Origin of the sequence: Citrobacter sp. Cc139 (genome assembly GCF_030334645.1) — a bacterium.
In the GTDB taxonomy this organism is placed as follows: Bacteria; Pseudomonadota; Gammaproteobacteria; order Enterobacterales; family Enterobacteriaceae; genus Citrobacter; species Citrobacter werkmanii.
Map to the genome: position 1 here is coordinate 301,485 of NZ_JAOWDM010000069.1, position 22,046 is coordinate 323,530.

Sequence of the window (22,046 nt, forward strand, 5' to 3'; positions counted from 1 at the left end):
TCCTCCCATCTCATCTTTAAAAACAGGAACGTCTATGATCCGCAGCATGACCGCCTACGCCCGGCGTGAAATCAAGGGTGAATGGGGTAGCGCAACCTGGGAGATGCGCTCGGTAAACCAGCGTTATCTGGAAACTTATTTTCGCCTGCCGGAACAGTTCCGTAGTCTCGAACCCGTGGTTCGCGAACGCATCCGCACGCGTCTGACGCGCGGTAAGATCGAATGTACGCTGCGTTTTGAGCCGGATACCAGCGCTCAGGGCGAGCTGATTCTGAATGAAAAGCTCGCTAAACAGCTCGTGAGTGCTGCTAACTGGGTCAAAATGCAGAGTGATGAAGGTGAAATTAACCCGGTTGATATCCTGCGTTGGCCTGGCGTAATGGCAGCCCAGGAGCAAGATCTGGACGCCATTGCCGCCGAAATCCTCGCTGCGCTTGACGGTACGCTGGATGACTTTATCGTTGCGCGTGAAACCGAAGGTCAGGCGCTGAAGGCGCTGATCGAGCAGCGTCTGGAAGGCGTCAGCGCTGAAGTGACGAAGGTACGTGCGCATATGCCGGAAATTCTGCAATGGCAGCGTGAGCGTCTGGTGGCCAAACTGGAAGACGCTCAGGTGCAACTGGAAAATAACCGCCTTGAGCAAGAGCTGGTGCTGATGGCACAACGTATCGACGTGGCTGAAGAACTGGATCGCCTGGAAGCTCACGTCAAAGAAACCTACAACATTCTGAAGAAAAAAGAGGCGGTTGGCCGTCGTCTGGACTTCATGATGCAGGAATTCAACCGTGAGTCGAACACTCTGGCATCCAAGTCTATCAATGCCGAAGTGACTAACTCCGCAATTGAACTGAAAGTTTTGATCGAGCAAATGCGCGAGCAAATTCAGAATATCGAGTAATTTTGCGTACCATGCCTATGCTATCGTAACGTACTAGATAGCCTGCTCAATGCAGGCTATCCGTATCTCCAGTAAGTACTGGCTTATATAAAATTGAATACTTATTTATCTGGCATATATTTGTCGTTATAAAGACTCTTCAGAATATCAACCCGAACAGCGTTGCTGCTGTTCATCTTCACGACTGTCAGTACTTCATCAGATCCCCTGAGGCGCCAGCATTCTGCCTCTATATCGCATTTTTCCTGTTTTTCATAGCCCACCATTGAGAGATATTCACCAATTTTCCACGTATCCCTGGTATCATGGAACGTCACACTCCATACATCAGCCTTAGGGCCAGAAATGTTCGTATAATTAAAGTCATATACTTGGGATATTCTCGGCATTTTTTTAAAAACCTGGGGAGTGTAATAATCATATTTGGCTTTATCAAACTCTGTATATTGTGCATTACATGCAAGTCTCATTTTAATATTAGGCCAGAAATAAGAGCTGCATATAGCTATTACCATCAGCACTATTATGACTGCCTGTTTCATATGTTTCTCTTTTTTACCAGTTAACGACCGTTCCATCTCTGGAAACTATTTTAACGTTACCAGACCTAAAGTCGCTGTAAGGTATCACTGTTCTCATGAATGAGGGTAAAACACCTTTTACAGGAAGAGCTAAAGCTGATTTCATAGGATCGGGAAATAAAATCGGTTGGAATGAGGTGTTTTTAAAAGAGCCGATTGGACCATAATAATCCCAACGTCTGAGGGCTTCCTCTTTGCTGACGGGTTGCAATAGCGGGAATGGGTTACTATATGAGACTACGCGGTAGAACCCCAGCAAATCGGATACTAAATCCTCACCACTGAAACCGCTGTCGGTGTAAAGATAAAAGGGGAAATTTGACTGTAAACCCTCAAAACGATGAGCAAGCGCCATCATCATGGAAAGCGCTATACTATATCGTTCAAATAAGCTACGCCCTTTTCTAATTCTCCATCTGATGAACTTCCCAATTATAAGCCCTCCTCTTCCCATACTTTGAGTGTATTTTACATCGTAATAATCCTTTCCTGAATGCTCGCCTTGGTGCATATCCGAGAGTAACTTTCTAACATCATCTCCCCGAGCATGTCCCATATCTATCCACCCCAAAACTTCGGTGTAGATTATCCCACTTCTTAAAATTCCAGCCTCTCTGCCATCCTGAATTTCTTCTCTGGCGCTCATATCTACCACTCCGACTGACTAAATGCTGAAGATTTTGCTGTAAATGCCCCTACACACATAGAAGCGATAGCTGAGGGGGCCATTTTTCAGAATAGAGGCCGCTGAATATCAGAGTTTACTCATGATGACTTCCCTAATGGCTTCTGGCGTGTCAACTTGTCCTATGGTCGAGGAGTAATAGCTTGATGAAATATCATACGTAGCCCGCCAGTAAACGGCGGGACTACGTGTTTTTCCCGACGTTTCGCTTCCGCCCCTTCACTTCAAATTACATTTTCTCATCGTTTATTATTACACTCCACACTTCAGACAGCATGCCATAACGCATTTCTGACAAATTCACATTAGCTGTAGTTATTAAAATCGTTTCACCTTAGAAAATCTCAATCGTGACAATGCGCACAAATCGATAACCTTAGCCCCCAGCACAACAGGGGGAATACATGCTGTTACACGTTTTATATTTAATTGGTATTACTGCCGAAGCCATGACCGGCGCGCTTGCGGCAGGACGTCGCCGTATGGATACATTTGGCGTCATTATTATTGCCACTGCGACCGCCATTGGCGGTGGTTCAGTACGCGACATTCTTCTCGGCCACTATCCGCTTGGCTGGGTAAAGCATCCTGAATACGTCATCATTGTGGCGGCCGCTGCGGTACTCACCACCATTATTGCTCCTGTCATGCCCTACCTGCGTAAAATATTCCTTGTACTGGATGCGCTGGGCCTGGTGGTCTTTTCTATTATTGGCGCACAGGTGGCGCTGGATATGGGTCACGGGCCGATTATCGCCGTGGTCGCTGCGGTCACTACCGGCGTCTTCGGTGGCGTGTTACGCGACATGTTCTGCAAACGCATTCCGTTGGTGTTCCAGAAAGAGCTATATGCTGGCGTTTCTTTTGCCGCTGCCGTGCTTTACATCGTGCTGCAACATTACGTCTCCAGCCACGATGTGGTGGTTATCTCTACCCTACTCTTCGGTTTTACCGCCCGCTTACTGGCGCTACGCCTGAAGTTGGGCCTGCCAGTATTTTATTATCGCCATGAAGGCCATTAAGGCATAAAGCCCGTAATACGCTGAGCAGCCAGCCAGTTGCTCAGCGCTATGACCTCCCTGACCTCCAGCCACTGAATAATCTGTCGTGCCCGGCGCTCCCCCATTAAAGGGAGTTGTCGCCAGCTTTGTTCATCACGGTCCTGCAATTGTTGCCACGAAGCATCCCGACTGGCATTCAGCGTTGCCTGTGTTAACGGTATTCCCATGGCTATAACCCAACGTGTGAACGGAAGATGGCGCGACAGGTTGAACTGATGCCACATCTTCTCCCCTTTGCTTACGCCTAATGTGGACCGGAGCTGCTCCTGAGTTAATCCGAGCCAGGAAAAGATATGTTCAAAGTGATACGTCTGATGAAGGTTACGCCATCCCGCTTCACCAATACCTTCTAATTCCAGCACTTCTTTCGCGCCCAGCCAAACCAGTCTGGCAATAAACTGCTCATAACACGCCGGCGTGGCATAAAAGCAGGTCATTGAATTGAAATGTCCCACAGGCGGCGTTGGCTTAGTGCGTTGAGTGCTACGCCAGACCACTTCGTCGATACGCGGGATCCCTTGTCCGGCCAGGCTTATCAGGATCCGATCTCCAGGCGCGATATCCCATTCATTCCAGCGGCGTACAGAGCCAATATTGACGCGTTGCACGCGTTTATCATCCAGCATGACGGGTGCCAGCAGCGCGACTACGGCAATTTTCCCACTTTTACCGACTGAAAACTGAATATCTGTGACCTCGGATACCTGAGCCACGGGCGGATATTTCCATGCCGCCAGCCAGTCTCCCTGCCCAGGTAACCAGTATCGCGCCTGCGGTTCTTTCCCCGATCGCACCACGACGCCATCCGTCACAAAAGGGAGTGCCGAAGTCCACCAACGGGTACGGGCATGCTCGACATCGTCCGCATTTTTCACGGGCTGGGTATAGCGTTGCGTGAAACTGAACCCAGCGGCAGTGAGTTGTTCCAGCCTTTCCGACATGACCGCCGGACCATCAGGCCAGGCCCAGATGAAAATAGCCAACGAACGTAACAATTCCGGGTTGCTCTGGCGCATCATCATTCCAGCGACCTTTGAGCGGGCATTCATTCCCCCGCTCTGTTGCTGGATATGCCCTTCCTGCTGTAAAAATATCTCACCCTGCAACGTACTGTTTGCCAGCAGACCTTTGGAAGTGTGTGGTACGGAAGGTATCCGCAGCACCTTTTGCGTCCAGTCTTCACCTTTCAGGCCATTACCTCGGCTAATCGCTCTTACCAGATTGCCATTGCGATAGACCAGCGTGACCGCCACGCCGTCGACCTTTGGTTGTACCCAGAGATCGCTGCGAACACGCATCCATTGCTGTAACGCTTGCTTATCAGCCAGCTTGCGGACCCCCGTGTGAGGTACTGGATGCGAGACTGTGCCACTTATTGGGGGCGCAGACAGATCAGGTGGAGCTTCATCGCCAAAACAGCACTGCCATTGGATGAGTTGCGCATTGAGCTGGTCATAAACGCCATCATCAACGGCGCTGACACCCTGTTTCCAGTAACTCTCATTCCACTGTGTTATCTGCTGCTGTAATCGTGAAATTTCCTCGCTTGCCCGAGCTGGAGACCAGACAGGGCATACCGCCCAGACCGGCAAATTCCAGAACAATAAAACTATGCCAAGGCATTTCCATAGCCCCATATTGCCTCCGCTAACCAATGTGTTTCCCGGCAGGTATAGCGCGGAGTGCAAGCGAAACAGAGCGACAAAAATTCATCGTGCGAGCAGGCTTCCTGACATTTTCACGTGTTGCTGCAAATTGCCGGTAAAACAGGAAACGGGTACGCAAAACGCAATAAACATGCGCAAAAAGTGTGACAAAGGCTACGTCACATAGCGGCTACGTGTATAATAAGCCCGTATGTAGGCTCTCTTTCGACAATCACATACATTAAGATACTCATGGCTCAAGGCACGCTTTATATTGTTTCTGCCCCCAGTGGCGCGGGTAAATCCAGCCTGATTCAGGCTTTATTAAAGACCCAACCGTTGTATGACACCCAGGTTTCTGTTTCGCACACCACGCGCGCACCGCGCCCGGGGGAAGTGCATGGTGAACACTATTTCTTTGTGAACCATGACGAATTCAGAGCCATGATTGGCAGAGACGCGTTTCTGGAACACGCTGAGGTTTTCGGTAATTACTACGGCACTTCGCGTGAGGCCATTGAGCAAGTATTAGCATCCGGCGTAGACGTCTTTTTAGATATCGACTGGCAAGGTGCGCAGCAAATTCGTGAAAAAATGCCGCATGCGCGCAGTATTTTTATTTTGCCGCCCTCTAAGATTGAGCTGGACCGCCGTCTTCGTGGTCGAGGTCAGGATAGCGAAGACGTGATCGCAAAACGTATGGCGCAAGCTGTTGCAGAAATGAGCCATTACGCCGAATATGATTATCTTATTGTGAACGATGATTTCGATACCGCCCTGGGCGATTTGAAAACCATCATTCGCGCCGAACGTCTGCGCATGAGCCGCCAAAAGCAGCGTCATGACGCTTTAATCAGCAAACTGTTGGCAGACTGAACCCACATTCAGTATCATGCCCAGTCATTTCTTCACCTGTGGAGCATTTTAAGTATGGCACGCGTAACTGTTCAGGACGCTGTAGAGAAAATTGGTAACCGTTTTGACCTGGTACTGGTCGCCGCGCGTCGCGCTCGTCAGATGCAGGTAGGCGGAAAGGATCCGCTCGTACCGGAAGAAAACGATAAAACTACCGTTATCGCGCTGCGCGAAATCGAAGAAGGTCTGATCAACAACCAGATCCTCGACGTACGTGAGCGCCAGGAACAGCAAGAGCAGGAAGCCGCTGAATTACAAGCCGTTACCGCTATTGCTGAAGGTCGTCGTTAATCACAAAGCGGGTCGCCCTTGTATCTGTTTGAAAGCCTGAATCAGCTGATTCAAAACTACCTGCCGGAAGACCAGATTAAGCGTCTTCGGCAGGCGTATCTCGTTGCACGTGACGCTCACGAGGGCCAGACACGTTCAAGCGGTGAACCTTATATCACGCACCCGGTAGCGGTAGCCTGCATTCTGGCCGAGATGAAACTCGACTACGAAACGCTGATGGCTGCGCTGCTGCATGACGTGATTGAAGATACCCCAGCCACCTACCAGGACATGGAACAGCTTTTTGGTAAAAGCGTTGCAGAGCTGGTAGAAGGGGTATCTAAGCTTGATAAGCTTAAGTTTCGCGATAAGAAAGAGGCGCAAGCTGAAAACTTTCGCAAGATGATTATGGCGATGGTGCAGGATATCCGCGTCATTCTCATCAAACTCGCCGACCGTACCCACAATATGCGCACGCTGGGCTCATTACGCCCCGATAAGCGCCGCCGCATCGCCCGTGAAACCCTCGAAATCTACAGTCCGCTGGCACATCGTTTAGGTATTCATCACATTAAAACCGAGCTGGAAGAGCTGGGTTTTGAAGCGCTGTACCCGAACCGCTATCGCGTGATTAAAGAAGTGGTAAAAGCCGCCCGCGGCAACCGCAAAGAGATGATTCAAAAAATCCTCTCGGAGATCGAAGGGCGTTTGCAGGAAGCTGGCATTCCGTGTCGCGTAAGCGGTCGCGAGAAACACCTGTACTCGATCTACTGCAAAATGGTGCTCAAAGAGCAGCGTTTTCATTCGATCATGGACATTTACGCTTTCCGCGTCATCGTTCATGACTCCGATACCTGCTATCGCGTACTCGGCCAGATGCACAGCCTGTACAAACCGCGCCCAGGTCGCGTGAAAGACTATATCGCCATTCCCAAAGCGAACGGATATCAGTCTTTGCATACCTCAATGATCGGCCCGCACGGCGTGCCTGTTGAAGTACAAATTCGTACCGAAGACATGGACCAGATGGCGGAGATGGGGGTCGCGGCACACTGGGCGTACAAAGAGCATGGCGAAACCAGCACCACGGCACAAATCCGCGCACAACGCTGGATGCAAAGCCTGCTGGAACTGCAGCAAAGCGCCGGTAGCTCGTTTGAATTTATTGAAAGCGTTAAATCTGATCTCTTCCCGGATGAGATTTATGTTTTCACACCGGAAGGGCGTATTGTCGAGCTGCCTGCCGGTGCGACGCCTGTCGACTTCGCCTACGCCGTACATACCGATATCGGTCATGCCTGCGTTGGCGCACGTGTCGACAGACAGCCTTATCCGCTTTCCCAACCGCTGTTTAGCGGTCAGACCGTTGAAATCATTACCGCGCCGGGCGCCCGGCCGAATGCGGCATGGCTCAACTTCGTCGTCAGCTCGAAAGCGCGAGCAAAAATTCGCCAACTGCTGAAAAACCTTAAGCGCGATGATTCCGTCAGTCTGGGGCGTCGACTGCTTAACCATGCCCTGGGTGGTAGCCGTAAACTGGCTGAAATCCCGCAGGAAAGTATCCAGCGTGAGCTTGAGCGTATGAAGCTCGCCACGCTTGACGATCTGTTAGCGGAAATCGGTCTTGGCAACGCCATGAGCGTGGTGGTAGCGAAAAACCTTCAGCAGGGCGAAGCATCGGCGAACGTTCCTGCGCAATCTGGTCATGGTCATCTGCCGATCAAAGGCGCAGACGGCGTACTGATCACCTTTGCCAAATGCTGTCGTCCAATTCCTGGCGATCCGATCATTGCCCACGTCAGTCCGGGTAAAGGTCTGGTGATTCACCATGAGTCCTGCCGTAACATTCGTGGCTACCAGAAAGAGCCAGAGAAATTTATGGCGGTGGAATGGGATAAAGAGACAGAGCAGGAGTTCATCACCGAAATTAAGGTGGACATGTTTAACCACCAGGGTGCTCTGGCGAACCTGACGGCGGCAATCAACACGACGACCTCCAATATTCAAAGTCTGAATACTGAAGAGAAAGACGGTCGTGTTTATAGCGCCTTTATTCGCCTGACCGCTCGCGATCGCGTGCATCTGGCGAATATTATGCGCAAAATCCGCGTCATGCCGGACGTGATTAAAGTCACCCGCAACCGAAACTAGAGATATGAACTCAAAACGCTATGAGCGCATTTGCGAAATGCTTGCCAGGCGTCAGCCCGATCTGACCGTCTGCATGGAGCAGGTCCATAAACCTCATAACGTTTCTGCGATCATTCGTACCGCAGACGCAGTCGGCGTACATGAAGTCCACGCTGTCTGGCCGGGTAGCCGTATGCGTACCATGGCCTCTTCTGCCGCGGGCAGTAACAGCTGGGTGCAGGTTAAAACCCACCCGACCATTAGCGATGCGGTCACGCAGTTAAAAAGCCAGGGCATGCAGGTTCTGGCGACCCACCTCTCTGATAAAGCCGTCGATTTCCGCGAAATTGATTACACGCGACCAACCTGCATCCTGATGGGCCAGGAAAAAACCGGCATTACTCAGGAAGCACTCGCTCTGGCAGACCAGGACATCATCATTCCGATGATTGGCATGGTGCAGTCACTGAACGTTTCAGTTGCCTCTGCGCTGATTCTGTACGAAGCACAGCGCCAGCGACAAAATGCTGGCATGTACCGACGAGAAAACAGCATGTTGCCGGAAGAGGAACAGCAGCGCTTGCTGTTTGAAGGCGGTTATCCGGTGCTGGCGAATGTCGCTAAGCGCAAAGGACTTCCCTACCCTCACGTAAACACGCAGGGCGAAATTGAAGCCGATGCAACGTGGTGGGCCACTATGCAGTCTGCGAAATAATCGCGATGAAAGGCCGTTTACTGGATGCCATCCCGCTCAACTCTCTGACGGGCGTTGGCGCAGCACAAAGCAGTAAACTGGCGAAAATTGGCTTGCACACCGTGCAGGACCTCCTGCTCCACCTCCCTCTGCGCTACGAAGACCGTACTCATCTGTACCCCATTGGCGAACTGCTGCCGGGCGTCTATGCCACCGTTGAAGGCGAAGTGCTGAACTGCAATATCACTTTTGGTGGCCGCCGGATGATGACCTGCCAGATAAGCGATGGCTCCGGCATTCTCACTATGCGCTTCTTCAACTTCAGCGCAGCAATGAAAAACAGCCTCGCCACCGGGCGTCGGGTACTGGCCTATGGCGAGGCGAAACGTGGCAAGTACGGCGCAGAAATGATCCACCCGGAATACCGCGTACAGGGCGATCTCAGCACGCCGGAACTGCAGGAAACGCTCACGCCGGTGTATCCGACCACGGAAGGCGTTAAGCAGGCAACGCTGCGCAAGTTGACCGATCAGGCGCTGGATCTGCTCGATACCTGCGCCATTGCCGAGTTGCTCCCTCCGGAGTTACTACAAGGCATGATGAGCCTGCCGGAAGCGTTGCGCACATTACACCGTCCGCCGCCGACGTTACAGCTTAGCGACCTTGAAACCGGACAACACCCGGCTCAGCGACGCCTGATTCTGGAAGAACTCCTGGCGCACAATCTCAGCATGCTGGCGCTTCGCGCCGGGGCGCAACGTTTTCACGCCCAACCGCTGAGCCCTGACAATCGGCTGAAAGATCAACTGCTGGCGGCGCTCCCCTTTAAACCAACCGGCGCACAGGCCCGGGTCACTGCCGAAATTGAACGCGATATGGCGCTGGATGTCCCAATGATGCGCCTGGTGCAGGGCGATGTCGGTTCCGGTAAAACGCTGGTTGCAGCACTTGCCGCCCTGCGTGCGATTGCGCATGGTAAGCAGGTGGCGCTGATGGCCCCCACTGAATTACTGGCTGAACAGCACGCAAATAATTTCCGCAACTGGTTCGAACCTTTGGGCGTTGAAGTGGGTTGGCTGGCGGGTAAGCAAAAAGGTAAAGCACGCCAGGCACAGCAGGAAGCCATCGCCAGCGGTCAGGTACAGATGATTGTCGGCACGCACGCAATTTTCCAGGAACAAGTTCAGTTCAACGGGCTGGCGCTGGTGATTATCGACGAACAGCACCGTTTTGGCGTGCATCAGCGTCTGGCGCTGTGGGAGAAAGGCCAGCAGCAGGGTTTCCACCCACACCAGCTCATTATGACCGCCACCCCGATCCCGCGTACGCTGGCCATGACCGCCTATGCCGATCTCGACACGTCTGTCATTGACGAACTGCCGCCGGGGCGTACGCCGGTCACCACAGTGGCGATTCCCGACACCCGCCGTAGCGACATCATTGACCGTGTGCGCAACGCCTGCACCCACGAAGGGCGTCAGGCGTACTGGGTTTGTACACTAATCGAAGAGTCTGATTTATTAGAAGCGCAGGCGGCAGAAGCCACATGGGAAGAACTTAAGCTTGCCTTACCAGAGCTGAATATTGGCCTGGTGCATGGGCGCATGAAGCCCGCCGAGAAGCAGTCGGTGATGGCCGCCTTTAAGCAGGGTGAATTACATCTGCTGGTCGCCACCACGGTGATTGAAGTGGGTGTGGACGTGCCGAACGCCAGCCTGATGATCATTGAAAACCCGGAGCGATTAGGCCTGGCGCAGTTGCACCAGTTGCGTGGCCGCGTAGGCCGCGGCGCCGTGGCTTCCCACTGCGTGCTGCTCTACAAATCGCCGCTGTCAAAAACGGCGCAGAAACGCCTGCAGGTTCTGCGGGACAGCAATGACGGGTTCGTGATTGCACAAAAAGATTTAGAGATCCGCGGACCCGGCGAGCTGTTAGGTACGCGCCAGACCGGAACGGCAGAATTCAAAGTAGCGGATTTATTGCGCGATCAGGCCATGATTCCGGAAGTTCAGCGTATAGCCCGCCATATTCACGAACGTTATCCGCAACAGGCTGCCGCGCTGATAGAGCGCTGGATGCCGGAAACCGAACGTTACTCCAACGCATAATCGACTTATCGCGGCGGATGTTACTCCGCCGCACAGCCGTTATTGCGCAAAAATCGGCAGCAGCAGATACAGCTTAATCACTAACGCGTTGACGATATCGATAAAGAACGCCCCCACCATCGGCACCACCAGGAACGCCATATGGGATGGTCCGAAACGTTCGGTAATTGCCTGCATGTTAGCAATCGCCGTTGGCGTTGCGCCAAGTCCAAAACCGCAGTGGCCGGCTGCCAGTACAGCGGCATCGTAGTTTTTGCCCATCATGCGCCAGGTAACAAATACCGCGTACAACGCCATAAAAATCGTCTGCACAACCAGTATCGCCAGCATCGGCAGCGCCAGAGATGCCAGCTCCCACAGTTTCAGGCTCATCAGCGCCATCGCCAGGAACAGCGACAGGCTCACGTTGCCCAGCACTGAAACCGCCCGTTCGAACACCCGATAAAAGCCCATGAGCGCCAGGCCATTACTGAGGATCACACCAACAAACAGCACGCAGACGAAGGTTGGCAGTTCGAGCACCGTTCCGACCAGCATTTGCGCAACGATTTTACCTAACGTCAGACAGATAGCGATCAGCGCGATAGTTTCAATCAGCACCAGCGAGGTGATTATGCGTCCAACGTCCGGCTTTTCAAACGCGGTCGGTACAGCCTGATCGTCCGGCATACCGTCAGGCGTGGTGGAGTGTTTAACCAGATAGCGCGCCACCGGTCCGCCAATCAGCCCCCCCAACACCAAACCAAAGGTTGCGCAAGCCATTGCGACTTCAGTCGCATTGGTAAAACCGTAGCGCTCAATAAACAACTTGCTCCACGCAGCCCCGGTTCCGTGTCCGCCAGAGAGCGTGATCGAACCGGCAATCAGGCCCATCAACGGATCCAGGCCCAGCAGGCTCGCCATACCGATACCGATGGCGTTCTGCATCAACAGCAGTCCCACAACGACAATCAGAAAAATACCCACCACGCGGCCACCGGCGCGCAGGCTGGCGATATTAGCGTTCAGGCCGATGGTAGCGAAGAACGCCAGCATCAGCGGATCACGCAGGGTCATATCGAAGTTTACTTCCCAGCCCATGCTTTTTTTCAGCACCAGCAACGCAATCGCCACCAGCAATCCACCGGCTACAGGTTCGGGAATAGTGTATTTTTTCAGGAAGGAGACAGACTGGACGAGCTTACGTCCCAGCAGCAATACAAGGGTTGCCGCAACCAGAGTAGATAACGTATCGAGATAAAACATTTACAGCTCCATTAGTACGTTTAGCACAATCACGCACGATGCATTCCAGACCGATTTTTTAGCTCTTATTGAGTTTTCGGGGTGGATTTTAAGCAGAAAATGATGAAAAGTTATATAAAAAAGTTTGTTTATCCGTTTTAAATATTAAGAATAACTGCTGGCAAACGTTTGCTTTTCCGCCCTGGTCAGATAAAATCACCGCTTTTCCACCATGGGATTGCCTCTGATGTCCGTTAACGCCGTAGAGTCAACAAATGCGCAACCGGTTGCGCAGACTCACAATAGTGAACTGATTTACCGTCTTGAAGATCGCCCCCCGTTAGCCCAGACCCTGTTTGCCGCCTGTCAGCACCTGCTGGCCATGTTCGTCGCGGTGATCACCCCGGCACTGTTAATTTGCCAGGCGCTCGGTTTGCCGGCTCAGGATACTCAACACATTATCAGTATGTCGCTGTTCGCTTCCGGCGTAGCTTCTATCATTCAGATCAAAGCCTGGGGGCCGGTTGGTTCCGGGCTGTTATCTATTCAGGGCACCAGCTTTAATTTTGTTGCGCCGCTGATTATGGGTGGCACGGCGCTAAAAACCGGTGGCGCAGATGTCCCAACCATGATGGCGGCCCTGTTTGGTACGCTGATGTTAGCGAGCTGCACTGAAATGGTTATCTCGCGTGTACTGCACCTGGCGCGGCGTATTATTACCCCGTTGGTTTCAGGCGTGGTGGTGATGATTATCGGCCTGTCGCTGATTCAGGTGGGTCTGACGTCGATTGGCGGTGGTTATGCCGCAATGAGCGATAACACCTTTGGCGCACCGAAGAATTTACTGCTGGCTGGCGTTGTGCTGGCGCTGATCATCCTGCTTAACCGCCAACGCAACCCGTACCTGCGCGTTGCGTCCCTGGTGATTGCGATGGCGGCAGGCTACCTGCTGGCATGGTTTATGGACATGCTGCCGCAAAATACCGCACCGGTAAGCCAGGACCTGATCATGGTGCCAACGCCGCTGTATTATGGCCTCGGTATCGACTGGAGCTTACTGCTGCCGCTGATGCTGGTCTTTATGATTACGTCGCTGGAAACCATCGGTGATATTACGGCGACCTCCGATGTTTCCGAACAGCCGGTTTCTGGTCCGCTGTATATGAAACGCCTGAAAGGCGGCGTGCTGGCGAACGGTCTGAACTCGTTTGTTTCCGCCGTGTTCAATACCTTCCCGAACTCTTGTTTTGGTCAGAACAATGGGGTCATTCAGTTAACGGGCGTAGCCAGTCGTTACGTCGGTTTTGTGGTGGCGCTGATGCTGATAGCATTGGGTCTGTTCCCGGCAGTTAGCGGTTTTGTACAGCATATTCCTGAACCGGTACTGGGCGGCGCAACCCTGGTAATGTTCGGTACTATCGCCGCATCTGGCGTACGTATTGTCTCTCGCGAGCCGCTGAACCGCCGCGCTATTTTGATTATTGCGCTGTCGCTGGCCGTTGGCCTGGGCGTCTCCCAGCAGCCGCTGATTCTGCAATTTGCCCCGGATTGGGTGAAAAATCTGCTCTCCTCAGGCATTGCCGCAGGCGGTATCACCGCTATCGTTCTGAATCTGGTGTTCCCACCAGAGAAGCAATAAGCAAAATGCGGCGTTGGCTCTGAATCAACGCCGCTGTAACGCTCTTTCACCATTCCTGCCTTGAGCATTGCCTCTAAATCGTGCATAACTTGACTATGTGCACTTCGCGGGATGGAAGACCATGAAATTTATTGGAAAGCTGCTTCTTTACGTGCTGATCGCCTGTGCAGTGGCGATTCTCGGCCTTTATTTTCTACTGCAAACCCGTTGGGGCGCAGAGCACGTCAGCGCCTGGGTCTCAGAGAACAGCAGCTATCATCTGGCATTTGATGCTATCGATCACCGGTTTTCTTCCCCTTCCCATATTCTGCTGGAAAACGTCACCTTTGGTCGCGATGGTCAGCCCGCAACGCTGGTCGCTAAAACGGTCGATATTGGGCTGAGCAGCCGCCAAATCACCGACCCGCGGCACGTAGACACTATCCTCTTGCAAAACGGCACGCTGAATCTTTCCCAGCAAACCGCACCGCTACCGTTCCAGGCCGATCGCCTGCAGTTACAGGATATGGCGCTCAACAGCCCCGGCAGCGAGTGGAACCTGAGCGCCCAGCGCGTGAACGGCGGCGTGATTCCCTGGAGCCCTGAGGCAGGTAAAATTCTCGGCAGCAAAGTACAAATTCAGCTCAGCGCCAGCTCATTGACGCTGAACGATGTCCCCACCACCAACGTATTGATTGAAGGCAGCATTGACCATGGTCGGGTGATGCTAAGTAATATTGGCGCAGACGTCGCGCGTGGCGCATTAACCGGCGTGGCGCAGCGCAATACCGACGGTAGCTGGGTGGTAGAGAATCTGCGCCTGAACGATATCCGGCTGCAAAGTGACAAATCGCTGGCCGACTTTTTTGCGCCGCTAACCACTATTCCATCCTTGCAAATTGGTCGTCTGGAAGTGACGGATGCCCGTCTGCAAGGTCCTGACTGGGCGGTCACGGACCTTGATCTGAGCTTGCGCAACATGACGTTTAGCAAAGATGACTGGCAAACACAGGAAGGAAAACTGTCGATGAACGCCAGCGAGTTTATCTACGGTTCACTGCATTTCTTCGATCCGATTCTGAACGCCGAGTTCTCGCCGCAGGGCATTGCGCTGCGCCAGTTCACGACCCGCTGGGAAGGGGGAATGCTCAGAACATCCGGAAACTGGATGCGTAACAACAAAGCGCTGGTTCTCGACGATGCCGCGATTGCCGGCCTGGAATATACGCTACCGGAAAACTGGAAACAGCTATGGATGAAGCCTCTGCCAGCCTGGCTAAACAGCCTGACGCTGAAGAAATTCAGCGCCAGCCGTAATCTGGTGATCGACATTGACCCGGCCTTCCCGTGGCAACTCACCGCCCTGGACGGTTACGGCGCTAACCTCGGGCTGGTACAGAACAACCAGTGGGGGATCTGGAGCGGTAACGCCACGCTCAACGCCGCTGCTGCCACCTTTAATCGCACCGACGTGCGCCGTCCTTCGCTGGCGCTCACGGCGAACAACAGTACCATCAATATCAGTGAACTAAGCGCCTATACAGAAAAAGGGCTGCTGGAGGCCACCGCCAGCATTTCGCAACTGCCTCAGCGTCAGGCACAGGTCAGCCTGAACGGGCGCGGCGTGCCAATGACCATCCTGCAACAGTGGGGCTGGCCAGCACTGCCGCTTTCCGGCGACGGTAACATTCAAATCACCGCCAGCGGCAACATTCAGGCCGATACGCCGCTCAAGCCCACAGTCAACGGCCAGTTACATGCGGTGAATGCAGAGAAACAGCAGGTCACGCAGACCATGCAGGCGGGTGTGGTATCAGGTAGTAACGTTGTCGCCCCACCCGTTGCGCAGTGATTATTGCCCGGTGGCGCTTCGCTTACCGGGCCTACCGCTCATAAACGCTTATATTCACTGCATAACAACCACTTCACCGGCTCGTCTTCTTCTATCGTCGGGAAACGACCGCCCGGTTCAAGGAAGTGATTGTCATGCTGGTCGTCATTGACCATCGAGATTTCCCAGCCCAGCACAAAAGCTTTCTCAGCCCAGAAACGATGATACAACCGCGGCGGCAGACACACACCCTGCCCCGGTTTTAGCACCAACGTATCACCAGATTTAACGGTACGCCGCTGACCATCGACGCTAACATCAACAATGCGCCGGGGATCATACCCATCATCGGACATGGACCATGCCAGCTGCATACACAAATCGCCGCCGCCGCGGTTAACGATATCTTCCATCTTATGGCGATGAAAATGCCACGGTGTTTGTTGATCCTGCTGAATTTGCAGCATCTTTTCGGCATACGGTTTGGGGTAATCGGCTGACCCCATCAGACCATTGCGCAACGTCAGTAACGTCAGCCCCGTTTGCGCAAAATCCCCGCGCCCAAAGTCAGTAACGTCCCAGCCCAGCTGGAGATCGCGCACTTCACGCCACAAAGCAGGGTCCTGTTGTCGCCAGGCGTCGACCGTTAAATACGCAAAATCAGGCAGACAGACCCGAAAGGTCTCGGCGATGGCATGCGCTTTATCGATGACATAATTAATATGTGAACGCTTCATTGCACTTTTCCTTGTTGCGAAAGAGGCGGGTCACCCCGCCTGCATGCCGTTAGTAAAGTGACGCTTTGCCGGTTGAGCCAAACAGTTTCATTTTGTGGCGGATCACGTCCCGCGCGGCGCTGATGGCTTCCGGGTAGATGACGTTCGGGTCCCACCAGGTCTCTTTTGCCAGGATTTCGCGGACTTTCTGGAAGTAGGCGTATTTCATATCGCTGGAAATGTTGATTTTGCCCACGCCGAGCGTAACGGATTCAGCGATTTCCGCATCCGGGTTCGCGGAACCGCCGTGCAGCACCAGCGGAATGTCCACCCGCCCGGCGATATCGCGCAGGATGTTCATTTGCAGCTCTGGCTGCATCCCTTTCGGGTAGATTCCGTGCGCGGTACCAATCGCCACTGCCAGCGTATCGGCCCCGGTACGGGTGATAAAATCCTGCGCCTGGGCGGGATCGGTGTAGGTAACCTTCGACACGCCGCCTTCCACGGACGTTCCGGTCTGGCCAATCGTTCCCAGCTCGCCTTCAACCGAAACGCCTACCGCATGCGCCAGCTTGACCACTTCACGGGTCAACGCCACGTTCTCTTCATACGGCAGCAGCGAGCCATCAATCATCACCGAGGTAAATCCACACTGAATTGCCCGCAGGACATGCTCTACCGAAGCGCCGTGATCCAGATGCAAAGTAAAGGGGACCGGGCTACGCAGGGTGATATCTCGCACATAGCTAAAGAACGCATCGCCGAGGAAATCATGTTCGCTGGGGTGAATGGAGATAATCGCTGGGGTGTTGGTCGCTTCCGCTTCTTCCACCACCGCACGCACAAAGCAGCTATCCGCTACGTTGAATGCGCCGATGGCAAAACCGTGCTGACGGGTCGGTTGCAGTAATTCTTTCATCGAAACTAACATGTTAATTCTCCAGTTTCAGGGTGTAGAAAGCCCTGCCAGTGCGTCATCGCAGAGGCATAAAAGGCGTTACAGAAAATGAATCAGACCTGGTCGATAGCGCCGCTGGCCTGTAGATACGGAATAATGGCTTCCTCGCAGGCCTGCTCCATCAGGGCCAGGGCATCAACAAGTTCGCAGGATGTGTCGCGACACAAGGTGTGCAATAGCGCGGCCTTTCCGGCTTCGAAGACCGCCGCGCCAACATTAATCTTGGCGACGCCGAACGTCGGGCAACGCTGTAGCTGGTCAAACGGCGTCCCGCTACCGCCATGCAGCGCCAGCGGCACCGTTGATAAACGGGCAATTTCCTCCAGCCGTTGAAAATCAATGGCTGGCGTTACGCCCGGCGCGTACATACCGTGCGCCGTACCGACCGACACCGCCAGTAAATCAATCCCGGTCTGTTGGATAAATGGCTCCACGTCAGCGGCCTGAGTCATCAAATCAGCGTTAGCGGCATGGTCATAGCGCGGGGCGTCGGCCAGGTGGCCCAGCTCGCCTTCCACGCACAGAGAAACGCTGGCTGCGAGCTCGACCACCGCCCGGGTCTGGCGAATGTTTTCTTCCAGCGCAAAGGCGGAGGCGTCGATCATTAACCCGCTGAATCCGGCGCGAAAAGCCTGGCGAATGCGTACAGGATCCTTTCCATGATCTAACGCCAGCGCGATCGGTACCGAAGCTTCCTCTGCCAGCGCTTTGACCACCGCCGCCGCTATCGGTGCCGGAAAATGGTCCAGATGCCCCTGATACAGATTCAGAATAATGGGCGCACGGTGTTTCTCTGCCACCCGCACCGCCGCACGGGCGCTTTCCAGGTTCATACAGTTGATAGCCAGCAGCGCATACTGCCCGCGCCAGGCTTTCGTCACCATGCTTTTCATATCGGCAAACATACGACCTCCGGTTATTCCAGGGTGAAGGTGATCTCTTCGTCTTTCAGCTTTTGATCGCTGAGCTCATCAAACTCTTCGTCACGCTCGGTCACCGGTTTCTTCCACAGCGATAGCATGACGCCGCAAATCACCGTCCCGATCCCCAGCGCCAGGCAAAACAGCAGCGGATGCGTAAAGAGTGGAACCACAAACATGCCGCCGTGCGGTACCGGGCTTTCGACGCCCCATACCATAATCAGGCCACCCGCTATCGCCGAGGCCACCACGCAGGAGCCCACCACGCGCAGCAGATCACGCGCCGCAATCGGAATAACCCCTTCGGTTATCATGCAGATCCCCATCGGGAATGCCGCTTTCAGCGCCTCACGTTCCGCACGGGTGTACTTGTGGCGCGTGAGCAGGAAGGAGAGCGTAATGCCGAACGGAGGGATTATCGAACCGACAAACTTCACCGCTTCGGGGCCATACACGCCGCTGACCAGCATGCCGTCAGCGAACAGCGACATGGTTTTATTCACCGGACCGCCGAAGTCGAATGTCGCCATTGCGCCGAGAATGGCGCCCATCAGGAAGCGTGACCCGCCTTGCATGGACTCCAGCAGATGAATTAGCGCGTCCTGCAGCCAGGCTATCGGCTTGCCAATCAGCGTCATCATCAGCAACCCGCCGATGACGGTGCTCAATACGGGCAGCACCATGATGGGCATCAGACCCTGCATCGACTGCGGTAAACGGATATAGCGTTTGAGCAGCAGGACGGTATAGCCAACCAGAAAGCCGCCCAGCATCCCGCCAATAAAACCGGTATGAATTTCGCCGCAGACAAAGCCGACAATCAGACCCGGCGCAAATCCGGGGCGATCGGCAATGGAGTACGCAATCGCCGCGCTAATCAGCGGCACGATTAACCCCATCCCCCAGCCGCCAATCTGATTGAGCATCCAGGGGATAGTTCCTGTTTTTTCACCCACGTTAGTACCGCCAAGTATTTGTCCGAGGGCAATACAGATCCCGGCGGCTACAATTAACGGGATCATCCACGAGATCCCCGTTAATAAATGTTTTTTTATTTCCTGAGATAGCGGAATTTTATTTTCACTCATGTGAAACCCCTCCAGAATGAGGATCGCTACTGGTTATTATTAGCTAATGATTTTTCGACCTTTTCAAGGAACTGAATGGGCGATTTTATGACGATTTCGGTTTTTACTCGCACAATACGTTTATTTGAGAAGCGTTCCTCCCCTTTTATTTTGACATCGACGGCAAGAATCACGACATCCGCAGCAGAAATATCATCTGCCAGCAGTTCGTTTTCCGTACCGATGGTGCCCTGGGTTTCAACTTTTATATTATGCCCAAGCGCTTTAGCACCTTTTATTAATTTTTCACGGGCAATGTAGGTGTGCGCAATACCCGCCGTACAGGCGGCAACACAAACAATATTCATAACATGCTCCACATTTTATTTAGCAGACGTTGGATTCAGCATATTGGCTAAACAGCTCAATAATTTTCTGTGGACTACTTTCAACTAAGAGTTGTTCAATAATGTCGTCATCCGCTAGCGCGCCGGCAACCTGCGAGAGCAGACGAATATGGGTAGTGTTTTGATCTTCAAGACGTACGGCAAACAGAATGATGCAGCGCACATTGCTGCCGTCCAGGGTTTCCCAGGGAATATCCTGACGGGTACGACCAATCGCCAGGGTGGTATTAACCACCGCCGAGGATTTCCCGTGGGGGATCGCAATATGATTTTCGAAGCCGGTCGAGCCTTCGGATTCACGCTGCCAGACATCCTGAATAAACGTTTCCCGGCAGCTAATTGCCCCATCCTTTTGCAGAATATCAGTAAGTTCCTCAATAGCCTCCGTTTTGTTCGTAGCCTTCATATCCAAAATAACGCGATTTGTATTGAGAATTTTCGTGATGTCCATCAATCATACCTCATGGAGTTCAGACATTAATTTTCAACGACCAGCGACGTCGCCCGATGTAATTTTTCCGTAATAACCGTTTCCGTTACCCGCTTAATATCCGCATCATTGAAAAAGGCGGTGACATAGACGACCGGCATGGCAATGGCGGGTAAATTAATGGTCGATACCACCAGCTCAATATCGTCCGTCAGTACGGAGGGCAAACTGCCAGCTGACACCACGCCGACAATTGTCCAGTCCGGAAAGGCGCGCAGAATGCGGCTCTTGAGTAAATGCGAAGTGCCAATCCCGGTTGAGCAGACTAACAACACCCGCTTACGCGCTATCTGGCGCTCCATTGCGGCCTGAAAATGGACGGTTAAGTATCCCACCTCATCTTCCGAAACGGCCCGCTCGCCCCAACCGCAAAATACCCGATTCACCGCACACTGGGTCAAACGCCAGACGTCCTGCAACTCGCCTTTGATATCCTCCAGTAGCGGATTACGAATGCGGATCTGGTAGTTCAGGCGGTTAATCAGCGGCTTAATATGGATCAGCAACCCGTCATACAGCGCAGTATCCTGGCTGAGATCGCTGTCGACCATCTCGGCGAAGATGGCAATCAGTCGATGGGTAATCAAGCGCGCTTCGTCGCTGGAGTGCATATGACCAATCACGCTCACATCATTATGTTCCTCAATCACCACGCCGGACGAGATAATATATTGATAGATAAACCAGACCTCGTCTTCCGGCAGCGGGTGAGCGATGCGTTTTTCGATATGCTGAATCATACGACTGGCAATAGAAAAAATATTCTCGTCGCATGAGGTGATGTTTTCATCTTTTCTCGGCAGCGCATTTCCGCGTGTGATGCGGTACATCATGATCAAAATATGGGTGAAGATATTGACGTAATAAGGCTCCCCCAATGACCAACACAGGTCGTTCTCCATTTCCTGCAGCAGCGTCTGGACAAATAAAACGTCTTCCTCGCCGAAGTAATGCACCAACGCTTTATAGCTGCCGGGATCAAGACGCGAATACACCATGCTGCCGGGTTCATTATGGTTAATCACACCGTTAATCAGCGATGCCATCGCCTGGCGCACGCTGCTCTCACTACCTTCAATGTGCGTGCCGCTTTGACTGCGGATAAGCGATAACCCCAATGGCGTTATCCAGGATTCAATCACTTTCAGATCGTTAACAATCGATGCGCTACTAATAAAATAACGCTCAGATAATTTACTGATCGACGTTTCATGCGGCGTTTCGCTTAATAATTGCGATGCTATCTTAACGCGCCGCGAATTACTCATCATACCATCAGTATCATCACCCTCGTTCCCTAATAACTGGTCCAGATACAAAAGGTCTGTAATATTATCGGCACTTAATATTACGCCTGCGCCAGTACGTTTATCGATGGCTATTTTCCATTCCGCTAACCATGGTTCCAGTAACCGCAGATCGCGCTGCACGGTTTTCTCTGAAACCGATAAATATTCGGCAATTTTCAGCAGCGTGACATATTCCTTCCGGGACAGGAGGAATTTTAATAATCTGTTTTGTCGCGAGGTAATCATTTGCATTATTTACCCTTATCACACACCAGATTAAATATCTAAAGAAGCGTTTATGCTCCACGTGTAATCCGTGATGATAAATATAAGAGGACTACGATGCGCCAACAATACTAAATCGTGTCCTGTATTCCGGACAGAAATAAGACAAAACGGGGAAATAGTGAGATATTTACGGCGCAGATCACATTTTTTACGGGAATTAGAGTGATAGCGCTCGCAAATATGGGTAGGTAAAATTTTAAGTCAAAATATTTTTGATTTTCAGATCTGGAACGCTGCTCGCAGCGTGGGC

20 protein-coding genes are annotated in these 22,046 nt (G+C 52.8%); 9 read left to right on the plus strand and 11 right to left on the minus strand.

What is annotated here, in order from left to right:
- The first annotated feature begins 34 nt into the window (after window positions 1–34).
- Complete coding sequence (locus OGV69_RS06095) at window positions 35–898, plus strand: YicC/YloC family endoribonuclease (RefSeq protein WP_069323703.1); 864 nt, start codon at window positions 35–37, stop codon at window positions 896–898.
- 101 nt (window positions 899–999) lie between these two features.
- Here OGV69_RS06095 and OGV69_RS06100 read toward each other — a convergent pair whose 3' ends face one another.
- Both OGV69_RS06100 and OGV69_RS06105 read right to left on the minus strand, forming a co-directional pair.
- Complete coding sequence (locus OGV69_RS06100) at window positions 1,000–1,440, minus strand: hypothetical protein (protein ID WP_069323702.1); 441 nt, start codon at window positions 1,438–1,440, stop codon at window positions 1,000–1,002.
- 13 nt (window positions 1,441–1,453) lie between these two features.
- The gene (locus OGV69_RS06105; protein WP_038635407.1) at window positions 1,454–2,125 is read right to left on the minus strand and encodes a hypothetical protein; all 672 of its coding nucleotides are present in this window, start codon (window positions 2,123–2,125) and stop codon (window positions 1,454–1,456) included.
- 443 nt (window positions 2,126–2,568) lie between these two features.
- Between OGV69_RS06105 and OGV69_RS06110 the strand changes: the two genes are divergently transcribed.
- Entirely contained in the window at window positions 2,569–3,186 is a 618-nt protein-coding gene (locus OGV69_RS06110) for a trimeric intracellular cation channel family protein (protein WP_038635410.1), read from the plus strand.
- On the opposite strand, the gene ligB is transcribed toward OGV69_RS06110, so the two are convergent.
- Window positions 3,183–4,862, minus strand: coding sequence for an NAD-dependent DNA ligase LigB (ligB, locus tag OGV69_RS06115; RefSeq protein WP_069323701.1), 1,680 nt, complete (start codon window positions 4,860–4,862; stop codon window positions 3,183–3,185). The two genes, OGV69_RS06110 and ligB, sit on opposite strands and share 4 nt — an antisense overlap.
- A 261-nt stretch (window positions 4,863–5,123) precedes the next feature.
- Between ligB and gmk the strand changes: the two genes are divergently transcribed.
- Genes gmk through recG form a run of 5 tightly spaced genes read left to right on the plus strand, consistent with a single transcriptional unit; the run spans window position 5,124 to window position 10,988 of the window.
- Window positions 5,124–5,747 carry a guanylate kinase gene (gmk, locus tag OGV69_RS06120; RefSeq protein ID WP_038635416.1) on the plus strand — a complete coding sequence of 208 codons (624 nt, stop codon included), beginning with the start codon at window positions 5,124–5,126 and terminating at the stop codon, window positions 5,745–5,747.
- Between the two features lie 54 nt (window positions 5,748–5,801).
- On the plus strand, window positions 5,802–6,077 hold the full coding sequence (rpoZ, locus tag OGV69_RS06125; RefSeq protein WP_000135058.1) for a DNA-directed RNA polymerase subunit omega: 276 nt from the start codon (window positions 5,802–5,804) through the stop codon (window positions 6,075–6,077).
- Window positions 6,078–6,095: 18 nt separating this feature from the next.
- Window positions 6,096–8,207 (plus strand): bifunctional GTP diphosphokinase/guanosine-3',5'-bis pyrophosphate 3'-pyrophosphohydrolase, encoded by a 2,112-nt coding sequence (gene spoT / locus OGV69_RS06130; RefSeq protein WP_038635422.1) that lies wholly within the window; start codon window positions 6,096–6,098, stop codon window positions 8,205–8,207.
- A 4-nt stretch (window positions 8,208–8,211) separates the two neighbouring features.
- Window positions 8,212–8,901 (plus strand): tRNA (guanosine(18)-2'-O)-methyltransferase TrmH, encoded by a 690-nt coding sequence (gene trmH / locus OGV69_RS06135; protein WP_069323700.1) that lies wholly within the window; start codon window positions 8,212–8,214, stop codon window positions 8,899–8,901.
- A gap of 5 nt (window positions 8,902–8,906) precedes the next feature.
- A complete protein-coding gene (gene recG, locus OGV69_RS06140; RefSeq protein ID WP_069323699.1) occupies window positions 8,907–10,988 on the plus strand; it encodes an ATP-dependent DNA helicase RecG in 2,082 nt (693 codons plus the stop codon).
- 39 nt (window positions 10,989–11,027) lie between these two features.
- Here the strand turns inward: recG and gltS are convergent, their stop codons facing one another.
- Complete coding sequence (gene gltS, locus OGV69_RS06145; protein ID WP_069323698.1) at window positions 11,028–12,233, minus strand: sodium/glutamate symporter; 1,206 nt, start codon at window positions 12,231–12,233, stop codon at window positions 11,028–11,030.
- 226 nt (window positions 12,234–12,459) lie between these two features.
- Between gltS and xanP the strand changes: the two genes are divergently transcribed.
- Together xanP and OGV69_RS06155 are read left to right on the plus strand one after the other, a co-directional pair.
- On the plus strand, window positions 12,460–13,851 hold the full coding sequence (gene xanP / locus OGV69_RS06150) for a xanthine/proton symporter XanP (RefSeq protein ID WP_038635433.1): 1,392 nt from the start codon (window positions 12,460–12,462) through the stop codon (window positions 13,849–13,851).
- 121 nt (window positions 13,852–13,972) lie between these two features.
- On the plus strand, window positions 13,973–15,682 hold the full coding sequence (locus OGV69_RS06155) for an AsmA family protein (protein WP_069323697.1): 1,710 nt from the start codon (window positions 13,973–13,975) through the stop codon (window positions 15,680–15,682).
- Between the two features lie 38 nt (window positions 15,683–15,720).
- Here the strand turns inward: OGV69_RS06155 and OGV69_RS06160 are convergent, their stop codons facing one another.
- From OGV69_RS06160 to OGV69_RS06190, 7 genes are all read right to left on the minus strand, one after another.
- On the minus strand, window positions 15,721–16,398 hold the full coding sequence (locus OGV69_RS06160) for a D-lyxose/D-mannose family sugar isomerase (protein ID WP_069323696.1): 678 nt from the start codon (window positions 16,396–16,398) through the stop codon (window positions 15,721–15,723).
- A 49-nt stretch (window positions 16,399–16,447) separates the two neighbouring features.
- Complete coding sequence (locus tag OGV69_RS06165) at window positions 16,448–17,308, minus strand: ketose-bisphosphate aldolase (protein WP_069323695.1); 861 nt, start codon at window positions 17,306–17,308, stop codon at window positions 16,448–16,450.
- An 80-nt stretch (window positions 17,309–17,388) separates the two neighbouring features.
- The gene (locus OGV69_RS06170; protein WP_069323694.1) at window positions 17,389–18,240 is read right to left on the minus strand and encodes a class II fructose-bisphosphate aldolase; all 852 of its coding nucleotides are present in this window, start codon (window positions 18,238–18,240) and stop codon (window positions 17,389–17,391) included.
- An 11-nt stretch (window positions 18,241–18,251) separates the two neighbouring features.
- A complete protein-coding gene (locus OGV69_RS06175) occupies window positions 18,252–19,343 on the minus strand; it encodes a PTS fructose transporter subunit IIC (RefSeq protein WP_042311543.1) in 1,092 nt (363 codons plus the stop codon).
- A gap of 26 nt (window positions 19,344–19,369) precedes the next feature.
- Window positions 19,370–19,690, minus strand: coding sequence for a PTS fructose transporter subunit IIB (locus OGV69_RS06180; RefSeq protein WP_069323693.1), 321 nt, complete (start codon window positions 19,688–19,690; stop codon window positions 19,370–19,372).
- Between the two features lie 19 nt (window positions 19,691–19,709).
- Entirely contained in the window at window positions 19,710–20,180 is a 471-nt protein-coding gene (locus OGV69_RS06185) for a PTS sugar transporter subunit IIA (protein ID WP_003024008.1), read from the minus strand.
- 26 nt (window positions 20,181–20,206) lie between these two features.
- Entirely contained in the window at window positions 20,207–21,760 is a 1,554-nt protein-coding gene (locus OGV69_RS06190; protein WP_069323692.1) for a BglG family transcription antiterminator, read from the minus strand.
- Window positions 21,761–22,046: the final 286 nt, after the last annotated feature.